The organism is Mycobacterium sp. GA-0227b, from assembly GCF_001499855.1.
Taxonomy (GTDB): Bacteria; Actinomycetota; Actinomycetes; order Mycobacteriales; family Mycobacteriaceae; genus Mycobacterium.
This window is the reverse complement of record NZ_LQIK01000006.1, coordinates 18,421-41,236: the sequence shown is the minus strand read 5'-3', so window position 1 is coordinate 41,236 and position 22,816 is coordinate 18,421. Positions and strand designations below refer to the sequence as shown.

Annotated in this window: 22 protein-coding genes; 11 read left to right on the top strand and 11 right to left on the bottom strand. The window is 67.2% G+C overall.

Annotation, left to right across the window (positions count from 1 at the left end; all coding sequences use genetic code 11):
- Nucleotides 1–43: 43 nt before the first annotated feature.
- The 3 genes from lon to AU185_RS07005 form a co-directional block, all read right to left on the bottom strand.
- Entirely contained in the window at nt 44–2,383 is a 2,340-nt protein-coding gene (gene lon, locus AU185_RS07015; RefSeq protein ID WP_059098515.1) for an endopeptidase La, read from the bottom strand.
- Between the two features lie 171 nt (nt 2,384–2,554).
- Nucleotides 2,555–3,559, bottom strand: coding sequence for an esterase family protein (locus tag AU185_RS07010; protein ID WP_059098514.1), 1,005 nt, complete (start codon nt 3,557–3,559; stop codon nt 2,555–2,557).
- A 192-nt stretch (nt 3,560–3,751) separates the two neighbouring features.
- On the bottom strand, nt 3,752–5,005 hold the full coding sequence (locus AU185_RS07005) for an alpha-hydroxy acid oxidase (RefSeq protein WP_059098654.1): 1,254 nt from the start codon (nt 5,003–5,005) through the stop codon (nt 3,752–3,754).
- Between the two features lie 55 nt (nt 5,006–5,060).
- Between AU185_RS07005 and AU185_RS07000 the strand changes: the two genes are divergently transcribed.
- Nucleotides 5,061–5,525, top strand: coding sequence for a DUF1810 domain-containing protein (locus AU185_RS07000; RefSeq protein ID WP_059098513.1), 465 nt, complete (start codon nt 5,061–5,063; stop codon nt 5,523–5,525).
- Here the strand turns inward: AU185_RS07000 and AU185_RS06995 are convergent.
- Together AU185_RS06995 and AU185_RS06990 are read right to left on the bottom strand one after the other, a co-directional pair.
- Nucleotides 5,509–6,786 carry an alpha-amylase family protein gene (locus AU185_RS06995; protein WP_059098653.1) on the bottom strand — a complete coding sequence of 426 codons (1,278 nt, stop codon included), beginning with the start codon at nt 6,784–6,786 and terminating at the stop codon, nt 5,509–5,511. The two genes, AU185_RS07000 and AU185_RS06995, sit on opposite strands and share 17 nt — an antisense overlap.
- A 20-nt stretch (nt 6,787–6,806) precedes the next feature.
- Nucleotides 6,807–7,286, bottom strand: a complete 480-nt coding sequence (locus AU185_RS06990; RefSeq protein WP_059098512.1) for a nucleoside deaminase — start codon at nt 7,284–7,286, stop codon at nt 6,807–6,809.
- 64 nt (nt 7,287–7,350) lie between these two features.
- Here AU185_RS06990 and AU185_RS06985 point away from each other — a divergent pair, with 64 nt between their 5' ends.
- Nucleotides 7,351–7,995, top strand: a complete 645-nt coding sequence (locus AU185_RS06985; RefSeq protein ID WP_059098511.1) for a DUF5701 family protein — start codon at nt 7,351–7,353, stop codon at nt 7,993–7,995.
- Nucleotides 7,996–7,999: 4 nt separating this feature from the next.
- Here AU185_RS06985 and AU185_RS06980 read toward each other — a convergent pair whose 3' ends face one another.
- Nucleotides 8,000–9,988 carry an FUSC family protein gene (locus AU185_RS06980; protein ID WP_156425431.1) on the bottom strand — a complete coding sequence of 663 codons (1,989 nt, stop codon included), beginning with the start codon at nt 9,986–9,988 and terminating at the stop codon, nt 8,000–8,002.
- Nucleotides 9,989–10,278: 290 nt separating this feature from the next.
- Between AU185_RS06980 and AU185_RS06975 the strand changes: the two genes are divergently transcribed.
- From AU185_RS06975 to AU185_RS06955, 5 genes are all read left to right on the top strand, one after another.
- Nucleotides 10,279–11,115: an SH3-like domain-containing protein gene (locus AU185_RS06975; protein WP_059098510.1), complete on the top strand. Its 837-nt coding sequence runs from the start codon at nt 10,279–10,281 to the stop codon at nt 11,113–11,115.
- Nucleotides 11,112–11,825: a thiocyanate hydrolase subunit gamma gene (scnC, locus tag AU185_RS06970; RefSeq protein WP_059098509.1), complete on the top strand. Its 714-nt coding sequence runs from the start codon at nt 11,112–11,114 to the stop codon at nt 11,823–11,825. Before AU185_RS06975 ends, scnC begins: the two co-directional genes overlap by 4 nt.
- The gene (locus AU185_RS06965; RefSeq protein WP_059098508.1) at nt 11,822–12,193 is read left to right on the top strand and encodes a hypothetical protein; all 372 of its coding nucleotides are present in this window, start codon (nt 11,822–11,824) and stop codon (nt 12,191–12,193) included. The genes scnC and AU185_RS06965 overlap by 4 nt, the downstream gene beginning before the upstream one ends.
- Nucleotides 12,194–12,219: 26 nt before the next feature.
- Nucleotides 12,220–12,933, top strand: a complete 714-nt coding sequence (locus tag AU185_RS06960; RefSeq protein ID WP_059098507.1) for an EthD domain-containing protein — start codon at nt 12,220–12,222, stop codon at nt 12,931–12,933.
- 119 nt (nt 12,934–13,052) lie between these two features.
- Complete coding sequence (locus AU185_RS06955; protein ID WP_059098506.1) at nt 13,053–13,823, top strand: enoyl-CoA hydratase/isomerase family protein; 771 nt, start codon at nt 13,053–13,055, stop codon at nt 13,821–13,823.
- A gap of 7 nt (nt 13,824–13,830) precedes the next feature.
- Here the strand turns inward: AU185_RS06955 and AU185_RS06950 are convergent, their stop codons facing one another.
- Both AU185_RS06950 and AU185_RS06945 read right to left on the bottom strand, forming a co-directional pair.
- Nucleotides 13,831–14,040 carry a (2Fe-2S)-binding protein gene (locus AU185_RS06950; RefSeq protein WP_059098505.1) on the bottom strand — a complete coding sequence of 70 codons (210 nt, stop codon included), beginning with the start codon at nt 14,038–14,040 and terminating at the stop codon, nt 13,831–13,833.
- Between the two features lie 3 nt (nt 14,041–14,043).
- Nucleotides 14,044–14,676, bottom strand: coding sequence for a hypothetical protein (locus tag AU185_RS06945; RefSeq protein WP_059098504.1), 633 nt, complete (start codon nt 14,674–14,676; stop codon nt 14,044–14,046).
- A 241-nt stretch (nt 14,677–14,917) separates the two neighbouring features.
- Here AU185_RS06945 and bfr point away from each other — a divergent pair, with 241 nt between their 5' ends.
- The 4 genes from bfr to AU185_RS06925 all read left to right on the top strand — a co-directional run bounded on the left by bfr (nt 14,918) and on the right by AU185_RS06925 (nt 19,575).
- Entirely contained in the window at nt 14,918–15,403 is a 486-nt protein-coding gene (gene bfr / locus AU185_RS06940) for a bacterioferritin (protein ID WP_059098503.1), read from the top strand.
- Nucleotides 15,404–15,593: 190 nt separating this feature from the next.
- Complete coding sequence (locus AU185_RS06935; RefSeq protein ID WP_059098502.1) at nt 15,594–17,648, top strand: MDR family MFS transporter; 2,055 nt, start codon at nt 15,594–15,596, stop codon at nt 17,646–17,648.
- Between the two features lie 52 nt (nt 17,649–17,700).
- The gene (locus AU185_RS06930) at nt 17,701–18,183 is read left to right on the top strand and encodes a carboxymuconolactone decarboxylase family protein (protein ID WP_059098501.1); all 483 of its coding nucleotides are present in this window, start codon (nt 17,701–17,703) and stop codon (nt 18,181–18,183) included.
- A 30-nt stretch (nt 18,184–18,213) separates the two neighbouring features.
- Nucleotides 18,214–19,575, top strand: a complete 1,362-nt coding sequence (locus AU185_RS06925; RefSeq protein ID WP_502687731.1) for a type I glutamate--ammonia ligase — start codon at nt 18,214–18,216, stop codon at nt 19,573–19,575.
- A 4-nt stretch (nt 19,576–19,579) separates the two neighbouring features.
- Here the strand turns inward: AU185_RS06925 and AU185_RS06920 are convergent, their stop codons facing one another.
- The 3 genes from AU185_RS06920 to AU185_RS06910 form a co-directional block, all read right to left on the bottom strand.
- Nucleotides 19,580–20,023 (bottom strand): nuclear transport factor 2 family protein, encoded by a 444-nt coding sequence (locus AU185_RS06920; protein ID WP_059098499.1) that lies wholly within the window; start codon nt 20,021–20,023, stop codon nt 19,580–19,582.
- Entirely contained in the window at nt 20,013–21,803 is a 1,791-nt protein-coding gene (locus AU185_RS06915; RefSeq protein ID WP_082683786.1) for an N-acyl-D-amino-acid deacylase family protein, read from the bottom strand. Before AU185_RS06915 ends, AU185_RS06920 begins: the two co-directional genes overlap by 11 nt.
- Nucleotides 21,804–21,890: 87 nt before the next feature.
- Nucleotides 21,891–22,814 (bottom strand): SDR family oxidoreductase, encoded by a 924-nt coding sequence (locus AU185_RS06910; RefSeq protein ID WP_059098497.1) that lies wholly within the window; start codon nt 22,812–22,814, stop codon nt 21,891–21,893.
- Nucleotides 22,815–22,816: the final 2 nt, after the last annotated feature.

Sequence of the window (22,816 nt, the reverse complement as noted above, 5' to 3'; positions counted from 1 at the left end):
TCGTGATCCGTTGTAAACCACGACCCGGCGCGCAATTTTCGCGTCAGGCCGCCGCCGCCTGCACCCGAGCTGGTTCCAGTGCCTGCGCGACGATGTCCGCGACATCGGTCATCGGCTTGACCTCGAGCACGTCGAGCACGTCGGCGGGAACGTCGTCCAGATCGGCCTCGTTGCGCTGCGGGATGAAAACCGTTGACAGTCCGGCCCGTTGCGCCGCCAGCAGCTTCTGCTTGACGCCGCCGATCGGCAGCACCCGGCCGTTGAGCGTGACCTCACCGGTCATGCCGACGTCCGAGCGCACCTGCCGGCCGGTGAACATCGACACCAGCGCGGTCACCATCGTCACGCCCGCCGACGGGCCGTCCTTCGGCACCGCCCCTGCGGGCACGTGGACGTGGATCCGCCGATCCAGCGCCCCGGGGTCGACACCCAACTGCTCGGCGTGCGAACGCACGTAGGACAGCGCAATCTGCGCCGACTCCTTCATCACGTCGCCCAGCTGTCCGGTCAGGGTCAGAGTGGCCTCACCGGCCCCATCTGATCCGTTGGCCCCGGCCTCGATGTAGAGCACATCCCCGCCGAGCCCGGTGACCGCCAGGCCGGTCGCCACACCCGGCACCGCGGTGCGTTCGGCCGACTCGGGCAGGAACCGCGGACGACCAAGGTAGTCAACGAGATTCGGCTCGTCGACAACGATCGGGCCGGTCTCGGAAGCCAGCTTCGTCGTCACCTTGCGCAGCGCCTTGGCCAGCAGCCGCTCGAACTGGCGGACCCCCGGTTCGCGGGTGTAGTCCGCCGCGATCTTGCGCAGCGCGCCCTCGGTCACCGTCACTTCGTCGTCGGTCAGCGCTGCCCGCTCGCGCTGCCGGGGCAGCAGGAAGTCACGGGCGATCGCGACCTTGTCGTCTTCGGTGTATCCGTCGATCTGGACCAGTTCCATGCGGTCCAGCAGCGCCGACGGGATGTTCTCGATGACGTTGGCCGTCGCCAGGAACACCACGTCGGACAGGTCGAGATCCAGGTCCAGGTAGTGGTCGCGGAACGTGTGGTTCTGCACGGGATCCAGGACCTCGAGCAGCGCCGCCGCGGGGTCGCCGCGGAAGTCGGAGCCGACCTTGTCGATCTCGTCGAGAAGCACAACGGGGTTCATCGAACCCGCTTCGCCGATCGCGCGCACGATGCGACCGGGCAGCGCGCCGACGTACGTGCGCCGGTGCCCACGGATCTCGGCCTCGTCGCGCACGCCGCCGAGGGCGACGCGGACGAACTCGCGGCCCAGTGCCCGCGCCACGCTCTCGCCCAGCGACGTCTTGCCGACCCCGGGCGGCCCGGCCAGCACCATCACCGCGCCCGACCCACGGCCGCCTACGACCTGCAGGCCCCGCTTGGCGCGGCGTGCACGCACGGCCAGGTACTCGACGATGCGCTCCTTGACGTCGTCGAGGCCGTGGTGGTCGGCGTCGAGAATCTCACGTGCGCCCGTCAAATCCGTCGCGTCCTCGGTGCGCACGTTCCACGGCAGCTCCAGCACGGTGTCCAACCAGGTGCGGATCCAGCCGCTCTCCGGGCTCTGATCGCTGGACCGCTCGAGCTTGCCGACTTCGCGCAGCGCGGCCTCGCGCACCTTCTCTGGGAGGTCGGCGGCCTCGATGCGGCTCCGGTAGTCATCCGAGGACCCGGTCCCGTCGTCATCGCCCAGTTCCTTGCGGATCGCCGCCAACTGCTGGCGCAGCAGGAATTCCTTCTGCGTCTTCTCCATGCCCTCGCGCACGTCCTCGGCGATCTTTTCGTTGACCTCGACCTCGGCCAGCTGATCACCGGTCCACTCGATCAGCGCACGCAACCGTGCGGCGACGTCCGGGGTCTCGAGCAGCTGACGCTTCTGGACCTGCGTCAGATACGACGCATATCCGGCGGTGTCGGCCAGCACCGAGGGATCGGAGAGCTGGTTGACGAAGTCGATGATCTGCCACGCCTCGCGCCGCTGCAGCATCGCCAGCAGAAGCTTCTTGTACTCCGCGGCGAGTTTCACGGTCTCCTCGGTCGGCTCCGGCTCGGTCACCTCGGTCACCTCGACCCACAGCGCGGCGCCCGGTCCGGTGGCACCGGCGCCGATGTGCGCGCGGCTTCCGCCCCGCACGATCGCGGCGGGGCCGCCGACCGTACGGCCGACCTGCACGATCGAGGCCAGCACACCATAAGACGGGTACCGGTCCTCGAGCCGCGGAGCGATCAGCAGCTCGCCGGCTCCATCGGATGCGGCGGCCCTGGCCGCTTCGACGGCGGCGTGCGCGGTGTCGTCGAGCTCGATCGGCACCACCATTCCGGGCAGCACGATCGACTCGCTCAGGAAGAGCACCGGCACTGTCTTGGCTTGAGCCATCAAACACCTCCAAAGTTCAGTCGAACGGACTCAACCCTGGCGGTGTCGTGTTTGTTCCCGCGGGCGTTCACTCTGCGCGTACAGCGCGACACGGACACCCGAAACGGCAGGAAGCCTGCCGTTCGGGGGAAACGGCAGGCTTCCTGTTGTGGGTGGATCTCGGCGGTGGCCCTAGGCGCTGGCCTGCGCTCCCAGCACCCGCTGGATGTCAGGCTTCATCATCTCGAGCTGCTGACCCCAGTAGCCCCAGCTGTGAGTGCCTTGCGGCGGGAAGTTGAACACGCCGTTGGTGCCGCCCGCGGCGACGTAGTTGTCCCGGAAGGTGATGTTGGTTCGCAACGTGAACCCTTCGAGGAACTGCGCAGCCATCAGGTTCTGGCCTGCGGTACCCGAGTCCAGATCCGACGGCGTACCGGTGCCGCAGTAGATCCAGATGCGGGTGTTGTTGGCCACCAACTGGCGGATGTTGACCATCGGATCGTTGCGCTTCCACGCCGGATCCGATGACGGGCCCCACATGCTTTCGGCGTTGTACCCGCCCGCGTCTTGCATCGCCAGCCCGATCAGCATCGGCCACCATCCCTCGGAGGGATTGAGGAAGCCCGACAGCGATGCCGCGTAGATGAACTTCTGCGGGTAGTAGATCGAGTACGTCAGCGCGGTGCTGCCGGCCATCGAAATGCCCACCACGGCATTGCCGTTCTGCGACACGCCCTTGTTGGCTTCCAGCCACGCGGGCAGTTCCTGGGTCAGGAACGTCTCCCATTTGTAGGTGTAGTCCTGGCCGTTACCCCGCGACGGCTGGTACCAGTCGGTGTAGAAGCTGGACTGCCCGCCGACCGGCATGACGACGGACAACCCCGACTGGTGATACCACTCGAAGGCCGGGGTGTTGATGTCCCAGCCGTTGAAATCGTCCTGGGCGCGCAGGCCGTCGAGCAGATAGACGGCATGCGGTCCACCGCCCTGGAACTGGATCCGGATGTTGCGGTTCATCGCCGGGGAGAACACATCCAGATACTCGACGGGCAGGCCCGGGCGGGAGAAGGCTCCCGCGGTCGCCGAACCCCCGGCGAAGCCGATCAGCCCGGGCAGCGCGGCCGCCGTGAAGGCGACCACCGCCATCCGGCGCAACAATTTCGTGCCGGTACCTCGGCACCTCTCGAAGAACTTCATAACGGCAACCAACCCACCTTTCATCGCTTCCACAAGCAATTGCCGTTGCTGTGCGTGCGTAATGAAACACGTCCTGGCACTGGGACTGTCGGCTCGACATGCAGTTACGACGTCGCGGTTGGCTAACGATTACGACTCGGCGAGGACTCAGGAAGGCAGGAAGTGCGCTGTTACCTGTGGGAACACAGGTACCTATGTGGTTCGCGGTGGAAGGTCCGACACGCCGGGTCTGAACCGGTGCAACTGAGTGACATGCCGCGGGCCGAGCTCGCTCAGAGAGCTCACACCGAGCAGCCGCATCGTGCGGTTGACCTGCTGGGACAAGATTTCGATCGCGCGGTCGACACCGGCCTCACCGCCCGCCATCAGGCCGTAGAGGTAGGCACGGCCGACCAGCGTGAAACGAGCGCCGAGGGCGATCGCCGCGACGATGTCGGCGCCGGACATCACACCGGTGTCCAGCAAAATCTCCGTATCGTCGCCGAGCTCGTGCGCGACACGCGGCAGCAGGTGAAACGGCACCGGTGCGCGGTCGAGTTGGCGGCCGCCGTGGTTGGACAGCACGATGCCGTCCACGCCGAGGTCGACGACCGCCCTGGCATCGTCAAGGGTCTGAATTCCCTTGACCACCAACTTGTTCGGCCACTGCTGTTTGATCCACGCCAGGTCGTCGAAGGTCACCGTCGGGTCGAACATGGTGTCGAGATACTCGGCCACGGTGCCCGGCCATCGGTCCAACGACGCGAACGACAACGGTTCGGTGGTGAGCAGATCGAACCACCAGCGGGGGTGGGGGACCGCGTCGAGCACGGTGCGCAGCGTGAGCGTCGGAGGAATCGACATACCGTTACGGGTGTCGCGCAGGCGCGCGCCCGCAACCGGTACGTCGACGGTCACGAGCAGCGTGTCGTAGCCCGCCGCCGCAGCCCGCTCGACCAGCGCCATCGACCTGTCCCGGTCCTTCCACATGTACAACTGAAACCAGTTGCGACCGTGCGGGTTAGCGTCATTGACCTGTTCGATGGAGCTGGTGCCCAAGGTGGACAGCGCAAACGGGATACCCGCGCGTGCGGCGGCGCGCGCGCCCGCGATCTCGCCCTCGGTGTGCATCAGGCGGGTGAAGCCGGTCGGCGCGATGCCGAACGGCAGGGCGACGTGGCCGCCGAGCACCGTCGCACTCGTGTCCACGCTGGCGACGTCACGCAGGATCGCCGGGTGAAATTCGATGTCGCGGAAGGCCTGCCGGGCACGCGCCAGCGACAGTTCGTCGTCGGCCGCGCCGTCGGCGTAGTCGAACGCCGCCCTGGGGGTCCGGCGCTTGGCGATCCGTCGCAGGTCGTCGATCGTCAGAGCGGCCGCCAGCCTGCGTTGCGTCGCGTTGCGCTGCGGCTTCTTGAACTGCAGCAGCGGCGCCAGCTCGCGGGGGCGCGGCACCCGGCGCTTCACGATGGTGCACCTGTCATTGAATCGCACAGAGTAGCTTGCCAGACTTGCCGATGAGATGGCTGACGACAAATCGGTACCTGCGGGCGATCCGTTCGACCTGCAGCGCTTCGTCGACGCTCAGCGGCCCGTGTACGAAACCGTGCTGGCCGAACTGCGCGCCGGCCGAAAACGCAGCCACTGGATCTGGTTCGTGTTTCCGCAACTGCGCGGCCTCGGCAGGAGCGCGATCGCGGAGCGGTACGGGATCTCCTCGCTCGCCGAGGCGAGGGCCTACCTCGGACACGATGTGCTGGGGGCGCGGCTGCGGGAGTGTGCGCAGCTGGTCGCCCGCAGCGGGCGGGCGTCTGCCGACGACTTGTTCGGCTGGCCCGACAACCTCAAGGTGCGATCGTCGATGACGCTGTTCCGCCAAGCCGCCGACGACCCCGACGCCGCAGCCGTGTTCGATCAGGTGTTGACGAAGTATTACAACGGCGAACCGGACCCGCTCACCGTCCAACGGCTCACCGCGGAGCGATGATCAGCCAGCCGTGCGGCCCGACGTCGGTCGTCACGACGACATCCGCCGGCGGAGCCCCCGACCCCCCGAGGATCTCACCTCGGTCGAATCCGAGTTCAGGCAACGAGATCGGCAGCGCCCCGTCATCGATGTTCAGCGCGACGATCAGCACCTCGGAGCCGACGCGGGTCTGGTAGACGTACTGGCGGTTGGTCAACAGCAGCGCCGAGGTGCGGGCCGTGTGCAGCCACGGATGGCGTCGGCGCAGCCCGATCAGGTACCGGTGCAGCCGCAGTACATCCTCGCCGTGTTCGTCGGCACCGACCGCGGTGGCGCCGAACTCCGGTCGCACGGCGTCGTCACCCCCGTACCTCTCCTCTTTGACTCCGCGGTAGGCGAACTCGTCACCGGCGTAGACGCTCGGTGTACCGCCGGTCGTCATCTGCAGCACCAACGCGTGCTCGAGGTGACGGATGTCGTCCAGCCGGCTGGCGATCCGGGTGACGTCGTGGTTGCCGACGAACGTCGTGGGCACGAATGTGTCGAGAAACTCGTTGTGGCGCAACAGCGCCCAGTCGAGCTCGTGGAAGTTGCCGTCGTTGAGGCTGCTCCAGACGGCCTTCCACAGCTCGTACTGCGTCACCGAGTGGAAACCCGACGCGCGCACCCGCTCCGCGTAGTCGCCGTGGATGATCTCGGCGAGGAAGTAGGCGTCAGGGAACTGTTCGCGGACCCGCGGTAGCACCTGCGCCCAGAATCGGTCCGACACGGCGTATGCGGCGTCGAGGCGCCAGCCGTCGGCACCGCGGCGCAACCAGTGGGTCATCACGTCGACGACGTAGTCCACCACTGCAGGGTTCTCGTGATCCAGCGCGACGAGATCGCCGTGGCCCTCGAACGTGTCGAGAGCTCCATCGCGCCGTCGAAACCACGATGTGTTGGTGAAATCGGTTCCGACATGGTTGAACACGCCGTCGAGCAGCACTCGCAAGCCCCGGCGGCGGGCCTCACCGATGAGCACGTCGAAATCCTCGTCGTCACCGAGTCGCGCGTCGATGCGGAAGTGGTCGGCGGTGTCGTAGCCGTGGCTGCTCGAGGCGAACACCGGTCCGAGCGCGAGGCCCGACGCACCGAGCGCGATCGCGTGGTCCAGCCAGTCGACGATGCGGCGCAGCCGGTGCTCCTCGGGTCCGGGCGGCGGGTCGGCGGGGTAGGCCCCGACGAAGCCGAGCGGGTAGATGTGCCACCAGATGACGTGTTCGACCCAGCTCGGTTCGGCCACCGCACCGCGCGAAGACGCGGTCACGGCCGGAACTTCGCCTCGTAGAGGGTCTTCATCGTGTCGCTGAACTGCGCGGCCGGCCCGTCTACCACGACGCCGGGGGCCACCGTCGTGATCGGCAGCGGCGCAACGGGTGACGTCGGCGCCCCCCATTCGGTCAGCCATCCGGTCAGCTGCGCCGACGACGTGGCATACACGATGCGTCCGAGACCGACCCAGGCGTGGCCCGCCGCGCACATCGGGCAGTGCTCCCCGGAGGTGTACACGGTTGCGTCGGCCCGCTGCTCGGGGCTCAGGTTGGCCACCGCCCAGCGGACGATCGCGAACTCTGGGTGGCGGGTCCGGTCGCCGTCCTTGACGCGGTTGCGATCCTCGAACAATGTCCGGCCGGTCCCGTCGACCAGCAGTGAGCCGAACGGTTCATCGCCTTCGTCGAGCGCCTCTCGCGCCAGTTCCACGCAGCGGCCGAGGCGGGCGAGATCGTCGTCGCTGATGGCCATCTGTCGAAGTCTACGGATCAGTCGCAGCAGGAACTATCGGGCGGGCGTGCTTCGTTGTCGGCCCATGCCGACCCTCACCACGCCGTTGCCGGCCCTCGCCGAACAAGCCGAGACACTGATCCGGCTGGGTGTGCACGACCTTGCCCGGCTGCCCGCCGGCCGCTTGCGCGGGATGTGCGCGCGGCCGGCGGGTCGGCGTGCGCTGCTGGCTGTGCACCCAGACCTGGTGCCCGCATCCGCGTTGGCGCCGCTGGTGCGCTGCAACGGCAAACCGGGCTTCGTGGTGTCCGACATGGTCGACGTCGACGACTTCACCCCAATCCCGTCGGTGCTGCTGCCGGACGCCCCGCTGTATGTGGTGCGCGAGCCGGATCGGGGAGACGCGATGGCGAACTGGAGTCCCGACGAAGCGCTTCCGGCCATCGCCGGCGCCGGGCGCTCGCCGTTGACACTGACCGAGGGCCTGCACTGGCTGTTGCAGCAGCCCGACACGCTGCAACGCAACCGCTGCTTCATGACCATCGGTTCGCGGCGGCGCAAGCCGTCGGGTGCGCTGGATGCCAGGACGCCCGCCGTGTGGATCAGCAACGGCACCGGTCGCGACGGCGCCGCCAACCGTGACGCACCGAAGGTCGGCTGGTGCTGGGCCGGCAACCGGCACACCTGGCTGGGCTTCGCCTCAACCGGCGCGCGTGAGGCACTGGGCTAGGCGTTCATTCGGTCGAGGCGGTCTCGCGGATAGCGGCGATCCCGGACAGGCTACGGGTGATCGACGCGATCTCGGCGACCAGTACCCGGGCGGCGCCGTCCTCGCCGGTGAGCCCCGCCGCCCGCTCGCGCACCTGCTGGTTGGCGGCCGTCAACGCCGCGAGGTCGACGGTCCACGGTGTCCCGGGGTTCGGCGGCGCCCCGCGCAGGGCGTCGACGAAATCGTCCACGGCGGCGATGAATTCGGGGGTCAGCGACGTGGGCGGACGGCTCGGCAGGCTGTCCTCCAACGCGGTGCACGAGATGGTGACCGCGTTCACCGCGGTGCGGTACGAGCGCAACCACCGCCGTAGCTCGCGGGACTCCATCCGGGTGGCACCCGAGGCGGCTTCGAACCCGGCGCGGGCGCGGAATGCGCGTTGCCACGCCGAGGACACGGCGTCGGCGGGATGGTCGAGTCGATGAACGTAGGCGCGGATGACCGTTGCGGCATAGTCGATCTCGGTCTTGAGCAGCTCGCCGGCCCGGTGATGCAGCCGGGTCAGCGCGTGATCGGGCAGTGCGACATGCGCGACCACCGCAAGGCCGCCACCGATGACAACCGAGAACAGACGGTCCTCGAGCGTCGCACCCGAAGTGGCGGTGTCGATTTCGAGGAGGAACACGGCGGCGGCCGCGACGGTCGCACTGGTGGCGATGTAACCCGTCCTGGTCGCGGCGTACGTCGATGCGAGGCAGAGCGTGGCCAGCACGGCGGCGAGTAATCCCGTCGGGTGCAGCAGCAGTGCGACCAGCGAGGCAACCAGGATTCCGCTCGCTATGCCCGCAAGTCGGCCGACGCAGCGCGTGTAGGTGTGAGCGGTCTCGGGCCGCAACACCATCAACACGGTGAGCAGGATCCAGTAGCCGTAGGCGACCGGTGCGAACCGGTCGGCGGCGGCACCGACCGCGATGGCCGCGGACAACCGGATGGCGTGCCGCAGAATCGGCGACGTCAGCGTCATGTGCGCCCGCACCGCCGCACGGGCCGCACGCAGCGGGTTGACGAGATCGGGCCGATACAGATCGGGGAAACGCAGTTCCGCGGCTTCGTGCAACTGTTGCGAAAGCCGTTTCGCGGCAGCATCGTCGGGACCGTCGAGCGCCGCTGTCGCGGTGTCCAAACGGACCAGGCCGTGCTCGGCGTCACGCCTCGCGGTGCGGCTGTGCCCGGCGATCGCGTCCAGCACATCGGCTGCGGCCGCGAGCACCCGTGAGACCGCTTCGCGGGTTTCGTCAGGTGCGCCGCGCAGCGTGCGCAACGTCGCCATGATCCGTTCGGGCACCCGGTGCCCGCCGCGGTAGGCCTCGGGATGACGGCCGGCTTGAGTGTCGACGAACGCATCGCGCAACGACGGCATCAGTACCGCCGCGGCGGGGGTCTTGGCGTCCTGCGCGCCCTCTCGCGCAGCGGTGGCCAGTGCTCGATAGGCCTCGGTCAACGCGTCACGCTGAGTGCGCCACCGCTGCGGCGGCCAGACGGCGATCAACGCTGCCTGCACAGCGGCAGCGGCCATCGTCAGGATGGTCGGGACCAGCACCGACCCCGCCGACGGCGCCAGTGGCGGCGCGATCGCGAGCAGCGCACCGGCCGCGGCGGCGACGAGGCCGGCCTTGGCGCCTACCGCCCACTGCAGTCCGGCGGCGAAGCACCACAGTGCGAGCACGGCGACGAACACGACGTCGAACGAGGACGCCAGCGACCCGAGGAAAACCGCGGCCCCCATTTCCACGGCTACGACGAGCACCCGGGTGATCCGCCCGCCGGGGCTGTCCTGCAGTCCGATGGCCCCGGCGACCGCCGCCGCGCTCGCCGCCCACACCGCGGTCGCGCCCGAATCCCAAAGCAATCCGATGGCGGCCACCGCCAGCACCGCGAGCAGGCTCCTCGCCGCCGCCCCGATGTCGGGGATGGTCGGCCGGAGAGCGTCGATGATCCGCCTGCCGGTGCTCACCCATTCATTCTGACGCCTCCGCGGGTTCTCTCGGCTGCAGCACACGCGCGTCGGATAGGTGGCGTCGCCGGGCTGATTCCGCCCGTCGCGCAATGCCCGCACCTGCCGATGCGTCAAATATCGTGGGGCACAGCGCAAAGCTCGCGCCGACGACCGGATCCCGGTCCTGGATCCGATTCCCCTGCGAGCATGCGGGTGCGCGGATAAAGTCAGCTGACGTCGCACGAGAAGCACCGAGCGCACCCGCGATTGCCGTCCGATGGCCGGCCGCGGCAACGAAGGGACTCGTCATGAGCACGGCGGCCGAGCGAGCAGCTCAACTCGATCTGGTGGCCCGGTTGAAATCGGCCTATCCCGAACTTCCGGATGCGCCCACCCCGGATCTCCTTGATCACCACCGGATCACCGCATACCTCAAACCCGTCCATGATGTCGGCGGCGAACCCGATGCGCCGATGAAGTACGAGAACAAGCAGTACGAACTCTGGGAGCACATGACGTATGTGATCTGCGAGGTCCTTGCCTGGCGCGGCATCTGGCTCTCGGAGGAACGCCGCCGGCTCGGCAACGTCGATGTGGGCAGGGCTGAATACCTGGGCCTGCCGTACTACGGCCGCTGGCTGTTGGCCGTCGCGCGGGTGCTGGTCGAAAAACATCACATCGGATTGACCGAGTTGAGCGAACGGATGGCAGAGGTCAAGGCGCGCTACGAGGGCGGCCTGGCCGGAAAGACACTGGAAGCGAAGCCGAAGTTCGAAGGGGACGGGGCGGCGGTCAAGCGCAACGCCCACCACAAGCACGCCGTCGGCAAGGGCGATCCGCAGGTCTATGCCGGGCAGGCGGGCGAGCCGAAATTCAAGGTCGGCGACGCGGTCGTCGTGCGCGAGTTGCCGGTGATCTTCTACACCCGCACTCCGGAGTACGTGCGCGGCGCCAGAGGCGAGATCGCGACCGTCGCCTATGAGAGCCCGGCGGCCGAGGACGAGACGTGGGACCGCCCGGCCAAGCCGGAATGGTTCTACGTCGTGCGGTTCACCATGTCGGAGTTGTGGCACGGCTACACCGGCACCGGCGACGACGTCATACAGACCGAGGTTCCCGAGCATTGGCTGGAGGCCGCCGCATGACCGGTCACGACCACGATCACGATCACGACCGCACCGTCGCACCGATGGTCGACGAGATCACCGACTTCGAGGTCCTCGAGATCGCGTTACGCGAACTGTGCATCGAGAAGGGCATCTTCACCGCCGAGGAGCATCGGCGTTTCACCGAGTTCGCCGAGCAGATCGGGCCGACTCCGGCGGCGACCCTGGTGGCCCGGGCGTGGCTGGATCCCGAATTCAAGAAGCTCGCCCTTGTCGAACCCATGACCGCCAGCAAGGAGGTCGGCGTCGACTGGATGGAACCGACCGGATTCGGTACACCCAGCGACTTCACCGCGTTCGAAATCCTCGCCGACACCCCGACACTGCACAACGTGATCGTCTGCGCGCTGTGCTCCTGCTACCCGCGCCCCATCCTGGGCAACTCACCCGAGTGGTACCGCACGCCGAACTACCGCAGGCGCATGGTCCGCTGGCCGCGCCAGGTGCTGGCGGAGTTCGGCCTTTACCTGCCCGACGAGATCGCCATCCGGGTACAGGATTCCAATCAGAAGCACCGGTTCATGGTGATGCCCATGCGCCCCGAGGGCACCGAGGACTGGACCGAGGAACAACTCGCCGAAATCGTCACGCGCGACTGCTTGATCGGCGTCGCGCTGCCGAAAGCGGGGGTGACCACCAACGTCATCACCGACACCCGCCCGGCCGTTCATCCCGTACCGAAAGCATGAGCGGCACACCCGATTCGGCGGGCGTCGAGCGGGCGGCGATCGCACCTCTGGAAGAGATCGTCGAGCGCAACCAGGTGTGGTCCCGGATGGCCGCCAAGTACGGGGTGGAGAACCCGGTGCCGCCGTGGAAGACCAGCCTGGACGGTATGTGCGACGCGCTCGACCGCGCCGCCTGCGACGCCGACGTCCCGGACTTCAAGCAGCGCCGCGACGAGGAGGACGTGCTGTCGGCGACGCGGTACTCGAACCTGCCCTATCCGGAGAACCAGTTGGTGTCACTCGCGCATTCGCTGGTGGCGCACGGCATCATCGGCGAAGCGGAACTCCGGCAGCGCCTCGCCGCGATCCGCCAGCGGCTGGAAGCCTGAGCGCCGCCGGGCGTTGAGTTCACCTCGTGGAAAAGATCATCATCACGCTCAGAGCGACGGACGCAGACGAGGCGTGGGCCGAGCGGATTCGGGGACCCGTCGTGACCGACCTGCTCGCCCTCGGTTTTCCGGGGCTGACCGTCAACGTGCGCGACGATCCGGTGCGCGATTCGTTGATGACGCTGACGACGCTGGACCCGCCGGTGGTCGGGTTCGTCAGCCTGTGGACGCAGCAGTATTACGGCGACGCGGTGACCGCTGCGCTCGCCCGGCTGAGCAAGGAGGCCGACGAGGTCGCGGCCTACCTCGTCACCGAATCGGTCCCGCTCGCCCCGCCGGACACCCGTCCCGGGCAACGCACCGAAGGCCTGGCCAACGTCGCGTTGCTGCGCAGACCGGCCGAGCTGGACGAGGCGACCTGGCTGACGCGCTGGCACGTCGACCACACACCCGTGGCCATCGAGACGCAGTCGACGTTCGGTTACACGCAGAACGCTGTGGTCCGCGCGTTGACGCCGGCGGCGCCGGCCATCGCAGCGATCGTCGAGGAGCTGTTCCCCGAAGCGGCGACCTCCGATCTGCACGCGTTCTTCGGTGCGGCCGACGACGTCGAGTTGCGCAGCCGGATGGACCGCATGGTGGCCAGCACCGAAGCGTTCGGCGCGAACCACGACGTCGACACGGTGCCGACCAGTCGTTATGTCTATCGAACCCCGTTCGCTACCAACACTTCCCGGTGACAGGAAGAACCGCGGTGATCGGGCCGGATACGACACCGTGAGGATGAAACAGCCCCGCGCGATCCGGCTCGTCGCACCCGCCCGCGGCTGTCAGTTCGCGGAGCGCTTACGCTGCTGCCGTGGCTGACACGACCCTGCAGATCGCCGACGACAACCGGGTCCGCACCCTGACCCTGAACCGGCCCGAGGTGCTCAACGCGTTCAACGAGGAGATGTACTGCGCGACCGCCGTCGCCCTTCGCGAGGCCGCCGCCGACCCCGACGTCGCGGTGGTGCTGCTGACCGGTGAGGGACGGGCGTTCAGCGCGGGCAACGATCTCGTCGAGATGCAAAGGCGCATCACCGATCCCGCGTTCAACGAGCAGGGCAGCCATTTCACGACCATGGTCGATGCGCTCGCAGACTTCCCGAAACCGTTGATCTGCGCCGTCAACGGGGTCGGTGTCGGTATCGGGGCAACGATTCTGGGCTACGCGGATCTGGTCTTCATGTCGGCGACCGCACGGCTGAAGACGCCGTTCACCAGCCTCGGTGTCGCGCCTGAGGCCGCGTCGTCGTACCTGCTGCCGCGGTTGATGGGCCGCCAGAATGCCGCCTGGCTGCTGATGTCATCTGAGTGGGTGGATGCGGATGAGGCACAGCGAATGGGGCTGGCGTGGAAGGTGTGCGCGCCCGAGGAGCTGTTGCCCGAAGCCCGCCGTCACGCCGACATACTCGCGGCGCGGCCCGTCGCGAGCTTGATGGCGGTCAAGCAGACCATCACCGCCCCGACCCGGGACGGCATCGCCGCCGCCACCGCCAGGGAGATCGAACATTTCGCGGTGTTGATGGGCGCCGCGGCTAACGCGAGCGCGCTGGCAGAGTTCACTGGTAAGCGCGGGCCAGCCTAGCGGCCCGCTAGCGACTCGCCACCCTGGGCACCGGGTGGTCGACCTCGACCTCGACCTCGGCGTGCGCCGCGAGGATCGCCCGCAGGGTGCGCCGGCACCGCCCGCAGTCGCCGCCGGCGCCGCAGGCCTCGGCGATCTGTTTGGACGTCCGGGCTCCGTTGGCCACGCATTCGGTGACGTCGTGGCTGGTGACTCCGGTACACAGGCAGACAAACATCGGTCAGCCCTGCCCGTCGACGCTCATCAGGTGGGCGAACCGACCGACGAACTGCGTCGGATAGGCGCCAAGCCCGACGTTGGACATCCACTCAGCGGCCGCATCGGGGTGATCGATCCACTGCCTGGCGGCGAGCTCGTCCTCGATCTCCTGCAGGATCATCACTTCGTGTCCGTCGTCCAGCGCGCGGTAGACCCAGATCTTGCGCACCCCGCTGCGCTTGAAGCGCTCGATACCGTCGTGCACCTTGACCATCAGCGCCGACACGTCCTCGACCGACGACATGACGCCCACCACCACGCGGCCCACGTGATCCGCGGGCGAGGGGGCGTACAGGTCGATCTTCTCGACCACTTCGCCGCCGAACACCGGCGGAATGTCGTCGACTCCGGCGACGTCGAACACCTCGAAAACCGCCGACGAGCGCAAAACGTCGCGAATTGACCGGGGGTTGCGGATTCCAATTGTCACGAGCACGCGGTTCGGCTCCCAAATCGACGTGTACACGACGACATGATGGGCACCAATTGATTGCAAATTATCGTGACGTTTCTTGAGCCATTTCCACATTCGCTCGACATCATCGACTCGAAAGTCGCACGCAAGAATCAGCGAGTGCAGATCGTACTCACTCATCGATTCTTACCGCCTGTCTCGACTCCGGCCCAATGGTTAGCGCAGTCTAACCTTACTTAGCCTAGGCAGTCCAGACTAGGGCCCGCATCAGGGCCTCGAGTCGTCGCGACGGCTCGTCATTGGACCGAAAACACGCCTCGCGCAAGCATTAAAGCGAGCTTGTCGGCCATAACTGGACTAGTTTGGATGGTGCATGATCGAAGCGATGCCTGACCAGCCCTCAAGTGCCCTAGGAGTCACCATGCAAGGCGATCCGGACGTACTGAAATTGCTCAACGAGCAATTGACGAGCGAACTCACAGCCATTAACCAGTATTTCCTGCATTCGAAGATGCAAGCAAATTGGGGCTTCACCGAACTCGCCGAATACACGCGTAAAGAGTCGTTCGAAGAAATGAATCACGCGGAGGACATCACCAACCGCATTCTTCTGCTCGACGGGCTCCCGAACTATCAGCGGTTGTTCTCCCTGCGAATCGGTCAGACCTTGCGTGAGCAGTTCGAGGCCGACCTGGCGATCGAGTACGAGGTGCTGGAGCGCCTGCGTCCGGGCATCATCATGTGCCGCGAGAAGGGCGACGCGATCTCGGCCACACTGTTGGAGAAGATCCTGTCCAACGAGGAAGATCACATCGACTACCTCGAGACCCAGCTGCAGCTGATGGACAAGCTCGGCGACGAGCTCTACGCGGCACAGTGCGTGTCGCGCCCGCCGACCGCGTTGTAGGCGCCTCCCCGAGGACCCCGGCGACACCTCCCCTTTCCGCGAGCCCTTTCCGCGCGCGGGTTTGCACACGACACGGCGTGCTTGTCGCAGCGTTTCACGCACGTTCGCGGGGCAACCCTCGTCGGGGTGTGTAACTTTCCTAGCCTGACTAACGATATGGGTGTGGAGAGTTTCGCCTCGGAAGGGAGACATGACCAGCCAGGCCACGCCGAGCGCCGCCGCCGACCGGGAGTCCGGCGGCGCGCTGATCAGCCGCCGGCGCCGCAACGTCATCTTTGTCGCGGTGCTGCTCGGCATGCTGTTGGCAGCCCTCGACCAGACGATCGTGGCGACCGCGCTGCCGACGGTGGTCGCGGATCTCGGCGGCGCCGGTCACCAGTCCTGGGTGGTCACCAGTTACCTGCTCGCCTCGACGATCGTCACCGCGGTGGTCGGCAAGCTGGGCGACCTGTTCGGCCGCAAGACCGTGTTTCAGGTCTCGGTGGTGTTCTTCCTCGGCGGGTCGGTGCTGTGCGGCATGGCCGGGTCGATGGCTGCGCTGGTCGCTTCGCGCGCCCTGCAGGGGATCGGCGGCGGCGCGATCATGGTGACGGCGATGGCGGTCATCGGTGAGGTCATCCCGCTACGGGAGCGCGGACGGTACCAGGGCGCGCTCGGCGCGGTGTTCGGCGTCACCACGGTGATCGGCCCGCTGCTCGGCGGGTTCTTCACCGACCACCTCAGCTGGCGCTGGGCATTCTGGATCAACGTCCCGATCGCGCTCGTGGTGCTCGCGGTCGGTGCCGTGGCAATCCCGTCGCTGGCGAAGGCCGGCCGGGCGGTGATCGACTACGCCGGCATTCTCTTCATCGGGCTGGGGGCGTCCGGGCTGACGCTGGCGACCAGCTGGGGCGGCAGCACCTACCCGTGGTCGTCGGCGGTCATCACCGGGTTGTTCGCGGCCTCGGCCGTCGCGCTCGCGATCTTCGTCTGGGTGGAACTGCATGCGGCCGAACCGATTCTGCCGATCCGGCTGTTCGCCAGCCCGGTGTTCACCGTGTGCTGCATCTTGGGCTTCATCGTCGGGTTCGCCATGCTCGGGGCGCTGACGTTCCTGCCGACGTTCATGCAGTTCGTCAACGGGGTGTCGGCGACGGAATCCGGCCTGCGGACCCTGCCCATGGTCGTGGGCATGCTCATCACCTCGATCGGCAGCGGGAACATCGTCGGACGCACGGGCCGGTACAAGGTCTTCCCGATCGCGGGCACCGCGATCATGGCGGTGGCGTTCTTCTTGCTGTCCGGCATGGATGCCGGGACACCGACCTGGGAGCAGTCGCTGTTTCTGTTCATCCTCGGCGCGGGAATCGGTCTCTGCATGCAGGTCCTCATCCTGGTCGTCCAGAACACCTCGAGCTTCGCCGACCTCGGAGTGGCGACGTCGGGTGTCACATTCTTTCGGACCATCGGAAGTTCGTTCGGCGCAGCGATTTTCGGCAGCCTGTTCGCCAATTTCCTCGCGAGCCGGATCGGGCCGGCGCTGGCTGTCAGCGGCGCGCCGCCGCTCGCCGCGGAGTCGCCACAGGCACTGCACACGCTGTCGCCGGAGATGGCCGCGCCGATCATCGATGCGTACGCCGACTCGCTGGGCCGGGTGTTCCTCTACGTCGTCCCGGTCGCCGTCGTCGGCTTCGTCGTCTCGCTGTTCCTGAAAGAAGTGCAACTGCGTGAGGTGGAAATGGTGTCGGCGACCGACCTCGGCGAGGGCTTCGGGATGCCGGGCACCGAATCGCCGGAGAAGATTCTGGAGGTGGCCGTCGGCCGGCTGTTCCGCGATTCGCCGGACATCCGGTTGCGCGCGCTTGCCGCGCAACCCGGCTGCGACCTCGACGTCTGCCAGATGTGGGCGCTGCTGCAGATCTACCGGCAGAACCAGGTGTTCGGTTCGGCCACGCTGACCGACATCGCCGAACGACTGCGCGTGCCATACGAGGTCATCGAACCGGCCTTCGACGACCTCGTGCGTCATGGTCTCGCGCTGCGCACCGGCGGCCGGCTGTGGCTCACCCAAAAGGGCATCAGACAGGTCGACGCGATCTCCACCGCGATCGTCGGGCGCATCGTCGAGAAGCTGGCGACCTCGCCGTCGTTCGAGGGGCGTCCGGACCGGTTGCAGGTGGAGGCGGCGCTCGAGCGAATCGCCCACCGCATGCTGGTGCAGCGCGACTGGACCGACGACCGCCCGCAGTTGGTCGCCACGGGCTGAAACCAAACTAGAACGCGTTCCAATTCCGCGGCTCGCGGCGTACGATGCCGTCATGAGCCGCATTGGGGACTTCGCCGCCGACGACGCCGCCGCCTGGGTGGTGAAGTCGCCGGACATCGGCGTCGCGATGGCAGGCTTCACCAACGCGGTCTACACCAAGAACCGACTGCCCATGCGGGTCCGTGAACTCGCACGGATGGTCATCGCACTCGACAACGAGTGTGTCGTCTGTCAAAACACCCGCGACTCAGAGGGTTTGGCCGCCGGTGTCGACGAAGATCTCTACGACCACGCCGCCGAGTGGCGGACCTGGCCGGGCTACAGCGCACAGGAACGCGTGGCCGCGGAGTTCGCCGAACGTTTCGCGAGCGACCACACCGGCCTGCGCGACGACGAGGACTTCTGGGACCGCTGCCGCGAACACTTCAGCGACGAACTGCTGACCGACTTGGCATTGTCGTGCGCTATGTGGCTGGGTATGGGCCGCATGCTTCGCACGCTCGACATCGGTCAAAGCTGCAAGATCACGCTGTAAGCACCGGCGCGACCGCGCACAATGGCTGTCGTGAATCCAGTGGCAGCCAAGCCCCTCGCCGCCGCGGCGATCGCGCAGCTGGAAGCCGACGGGGTCGCCACGCTGATCGGCACGGTCGTCAACCCGGCGGGGCTCACGCACGCCAAGACCGTGCCGTTGCGCCGCATGGGGGCGTTCGCCGATCCCGGACTGGGCGCCAGCCCGGTCTGGCACGCCTTCACGATCGACCACACCGGCATCGTTTACGGCCGAGCGATCACACCGGTGGGCGATCAACGGATCCGCATCGACCTCGGCGCGCTTCGCATCCTCGGTGACGGGTTGGCCTGGGCGCCAGGGATGTTCTTCAACCAGGACGGCACTCCCGATCCGTTCTGCAGCCGCGGGGCGTTGAGCCGGGTGCAGAACAGGTTGGCGGACGAGGGCCTGACCACCGTCGTCGGTCACGAGATGGAGTTTGTGCTCGTCGGTCCCGACGGCGCGCGCCTGCCGTCGCACCTGTGGGCGCAGTACGGGTTGGCCGGCGTGCTGGAGTTCGAAGGGTTCGTGCGCGACGTCACCAACGCCGCGACCGCGTCGGGCGTCGCGATCGAACAGTTCCACCCCGAGTACGGGGCCAACCAGTTCGAGATCTCGCTGGCCCCACTGCCACCCGTCGCGGCGGCTGACGCGCTGATGCTGACGCGCATCATCGTGGGACGGGTTGCGCGGCAGTACGGCATGCGGGTGAGCCTGTCGCCGGTGCCGTTCGCCGGCGGTGTCGGATCCGGTGCGCATCAACACTTCTCGATGAAGCGAGGGGAGACGGAGCTGTTCTTCGACGGCGCCGGCGCGAACGGGATGACGCGGGAGGGCGAGTCGGCGATCGCGGGGCTGGTGGCCGGCCTCCCCGAGGCGCAGGGCGTGCTCGCCGGTTCGGTGTTGTCCGGTCAGCGTATGCAGCCGGGGAACTGGGCCGGGGCGTATGTCTGCTGGGGCACCGAGAACCGCGAAGCCTCAGTGCGATACCTGATCGGCGGGCCGAGCAATCCCTACGGCGCGAACATCGAAGTCAAGGTGGTCGACCCGTCGGCCAATCCGTATTTCGCGACCGCGGCGATCCTGGGTCTTGCGCTGGACGGGATCGAACGCGGGCTGCCGCTGCCGCCGGAGACGACCGTCGACCCCGCGACGCTGACCGATGCCCAGCGCGGGGAGACGGGCGTCGTACTGCTATGCGAAAAGCAGACCGATGCGCTCGATGTGCTGAACCGATCGTCGTTGATGCGAAGGATTCTCGGCGATGAGGCCGTCGACGCCGTGGTCGCGGTGCGCCGCTACGAGCACGACAACTACGGCGCGCTGAGCCCCGAGGAGATCACCGACAAGTTCCGGCTGGCCTGGAGCGTTTGACGACCTAGACCAGGCCGGTCGCGTCGAACACCCACGACATGTCGGCGTTGGCGAAATCCTCCATCCAGGTGGGCGGCGCGTTGTTGGCGAGCGCCCCCATGTCCCAGTAGTCCTTCCACAGCGTGATCTTGCCGTTCTCGACGCGGTGCACGCTGACGAACTTCAGGACTGCCGATTCGCCTGTGGCCCAGTGCCATTCCTCGTGATGCTCGTACATCACGTCCGCACCGTTGTCGAGCATCAGGCCGTCGAAGTTCTCGTAGGACGCCAGCGGCTCGAGGCCGATCTTGAGGCGCTTGACGATGTCTTCGGGCCCACGCGCGGCAGCGGTCGGGCCGACCGGCATGTCGAGGTAGATGCAGTCGTCGGACAGGAAGGTCTTCACCGCCTCCCAGTCCCGCGCCGAAAGCGCCTTCCACATGCCGAGCACCGTATCGCTAACTGACACTGGCCAGTTCACCTTCCTGTCGCGAGAGCGCCGGCGCCTTGTGCGCCGCACGCAGAAACCGCCCGGTCCGCCGATTGCCGACGACGTCGGTGAGGTTGCCGTCGAGGAACACCGCACGCCCTCCGACCAACACGGCGGCCACAGTGTCGTCGTTGCGGTTGACCATGCGTGAGAGCCCGCCGTACTGGTCGACTTCCGCTTCGGCGTAGGTGTCCAGCGAATCGTCGAGACGCGCGGGGTCGATGACGACGACGTCGGCGCGGTCCCCGATACGCAGATGGCCCGCGTCGATGCGGTACCAATCGGCCAGTTCCCCGGTGAGCCGGTGCACCGCGTGTTCCACCGTCATGAAAGGCCGGCCGGCCTTCTCGGCGTCGCGCACGTGGCGCAGCAACCGCAGACCCATGTTGTAGAACGCCATGTTGCGCAGGTGTGCGCCGGCGTCGGAGAAGCCCATCTGGATACCGGTGTCGCGCGCGAGCTTTCTGAGCACTTGGGGCCGGTGGTTGGAGATCGTGGTCCGCCAGCGCAGCGCCCTGCCATGCTCGAGCACCAAATCGAGGAACGCGTCGACGGGGTGCAGCCCGCCGCGGTCCCGGCCGACCTGGCCGAACGACTTGCCGACAACCGAAGCATCGGGACACGCGACGATGTCGGCGTCGAAGAAGTCGCGCTGCCACACGCGGATGCCCAGCTTGCTTTCGTACTCCTTGCGGAAGCGGCGGCGGTAGGCCTCGTCGCGCATCAACTCGTTGCGCTCGACCTCGTCGCGCAGGTGCAGCGCCGCGGCGCCCGCCCCGAACTCCTCGAAGACGACCAGGTCGATGCCGTCGGCGTAGACCTCGAACGGCACCGGCAGGTGCTGCCAGCGGAAGTTGCCGCCGAGCTTGTTGACAAGCCGGGCCGCTGGACCCAATGCGTGAATGCTGTACGGGTTGGATTTCACGTCCGCCGCCGACAGCAGGCTGGTCTTGAGCGGATTGCGGACGATGCCCAGCGACTGCGCCAGCTGCGAGCCGAGGTTGAGCGGGTTCTGGATGTCCGGGCCCGACTGCAGCACCCGTCCGGCGCGGCGCAGCAGCGACTTCAACCGGCGCAGCTCCCGCGGCTTGGCGTAGGTCGACGGCAGCGTCCGCGACCTGCACACGTCACCGTCGAGCTTGTCGAAAAGCAGTTGTTGCGAAGACATTCCGACGAAGCCTGCCTTCAGCGCCTCGGCCAGCCAGCGCTCCATCTGTGCTTGTTCGCCCGTGGTGGGTCGCACGTCCTTGCGGGTGGCGCGGTCCAGGCCCATCACCGCGGCTCGCATGTCGGAGTGCCCGATGAAGGCCGCGACGTTGGGGCCGAGCGGCCGCGACTCCAGCGCCTCGATGTACTCCTCGCAATTCGTCCAGGTCTTGTGGTGCTCGATCGCGCCGATGACGTGTTCTCGGGGGATCGCTTCCACTCGACCGAAGATGTCGCCCGCGTCGGTGGCGTCGACATGCACCGTCGACAGTGAGCAGGAGCCGAGCATCACGGTGGTCACGCCGTGTCGCAGCGATTCGGCCAGGGCGGGGCCGCCCAGTACCTCGACGTCGTAGTGCGTGTGGATGTCGAGCATGCCCGGCAGCACCCACTTGCCGGTCGCGTCGATGACCTGGGGACAGTCGGTCGCGTCGAGGTCGTCGGGGCTGACCGCGACGATGCGACCGTCGCGGATACCGAGGTTTCGCATGGCCGACGAGGCACCGGTGCCGTCGAACCAGCGACCGTTGCGGATGATCGTGTCGTAGCTCACCACGCCATAGAACAGCCCGAGTTGACGAGTGTCAATGAAAATCGTGAACAGATTCTGCGATTTGTCTACTCCAATGACTGACGTACGTCATTCGACGGACCAGCTGTCCGGCTGGCGGCCGTCGACGTCGGTGAAGCCGTACTCGCGGGCTAGCTCGGCGGAGCTGACCGACCGCTGATTCCACTTGGCGCGGGAGTCGTCGGCGGCGATCGCCGCGATGCCCCGGCCGAGGTAGCGCGGTGTCTCCGACTTCTCGAAGCCGGGTGGCGCGGTCGGACCATCCGTACGGTCGGCCGCCAGCGCCTGGCGCCAGTTCTCTTCGGTGACGCCATAGTTGTTGAGCATCATCTCCGAGCGCAGCCACCCCGGCGTCACCGCTACCGCGGTAGCGCCGAACGGCTCGAGTTCGTGGCCGTGGCTGAAGGCCAGCCGATTCACGGCGGTTTTGACCAAGTCGTAGAACACCGACAACCGGTAGTGCTCGGCGTTGTACCCGCGGGTGCCGTCGGTGACCTCGACCAGCAGCCCGCCGGGTCGATCGACCATCAGCGGCAGCAGACAATGCGACGTGATCAGATGGGTGTCGAGGCCCAGCCGCAGGATTCGCAGGCCGGCCTCGAGGTCGTGGTCCCACATCGGGCGATTCCACGTCGGCGGCGGCCCCTTGAGCAGTTCGGCACCCCAGATGTCGTTTACCAGGATGTCGATTGCATCGAACTCGGCGTGGAGCTGGTCGGCGAGCCGGCGAACCTGCGCGACGTCGAGATGGTCGACCTGCACGGGTATGCCGAGACCGCCGAGTGAGGTGACGAGTTCGGCTGTGCCCTCGATAGTTTCGGGACGATCGTAATCCGATTGTGAATTGCTTGATCTGCTGCTGCGGCCCGTGCAGACCACTGTCGCACCGGCTTCGCCGAGGGCGGCTGCGATGCCCCGCCCGGCGCCGCGGGTGGCTCCGGCGACGACCGCAATACGACCGCGTAACGCATCGCGTTCAGGTGTCGAATCCATGG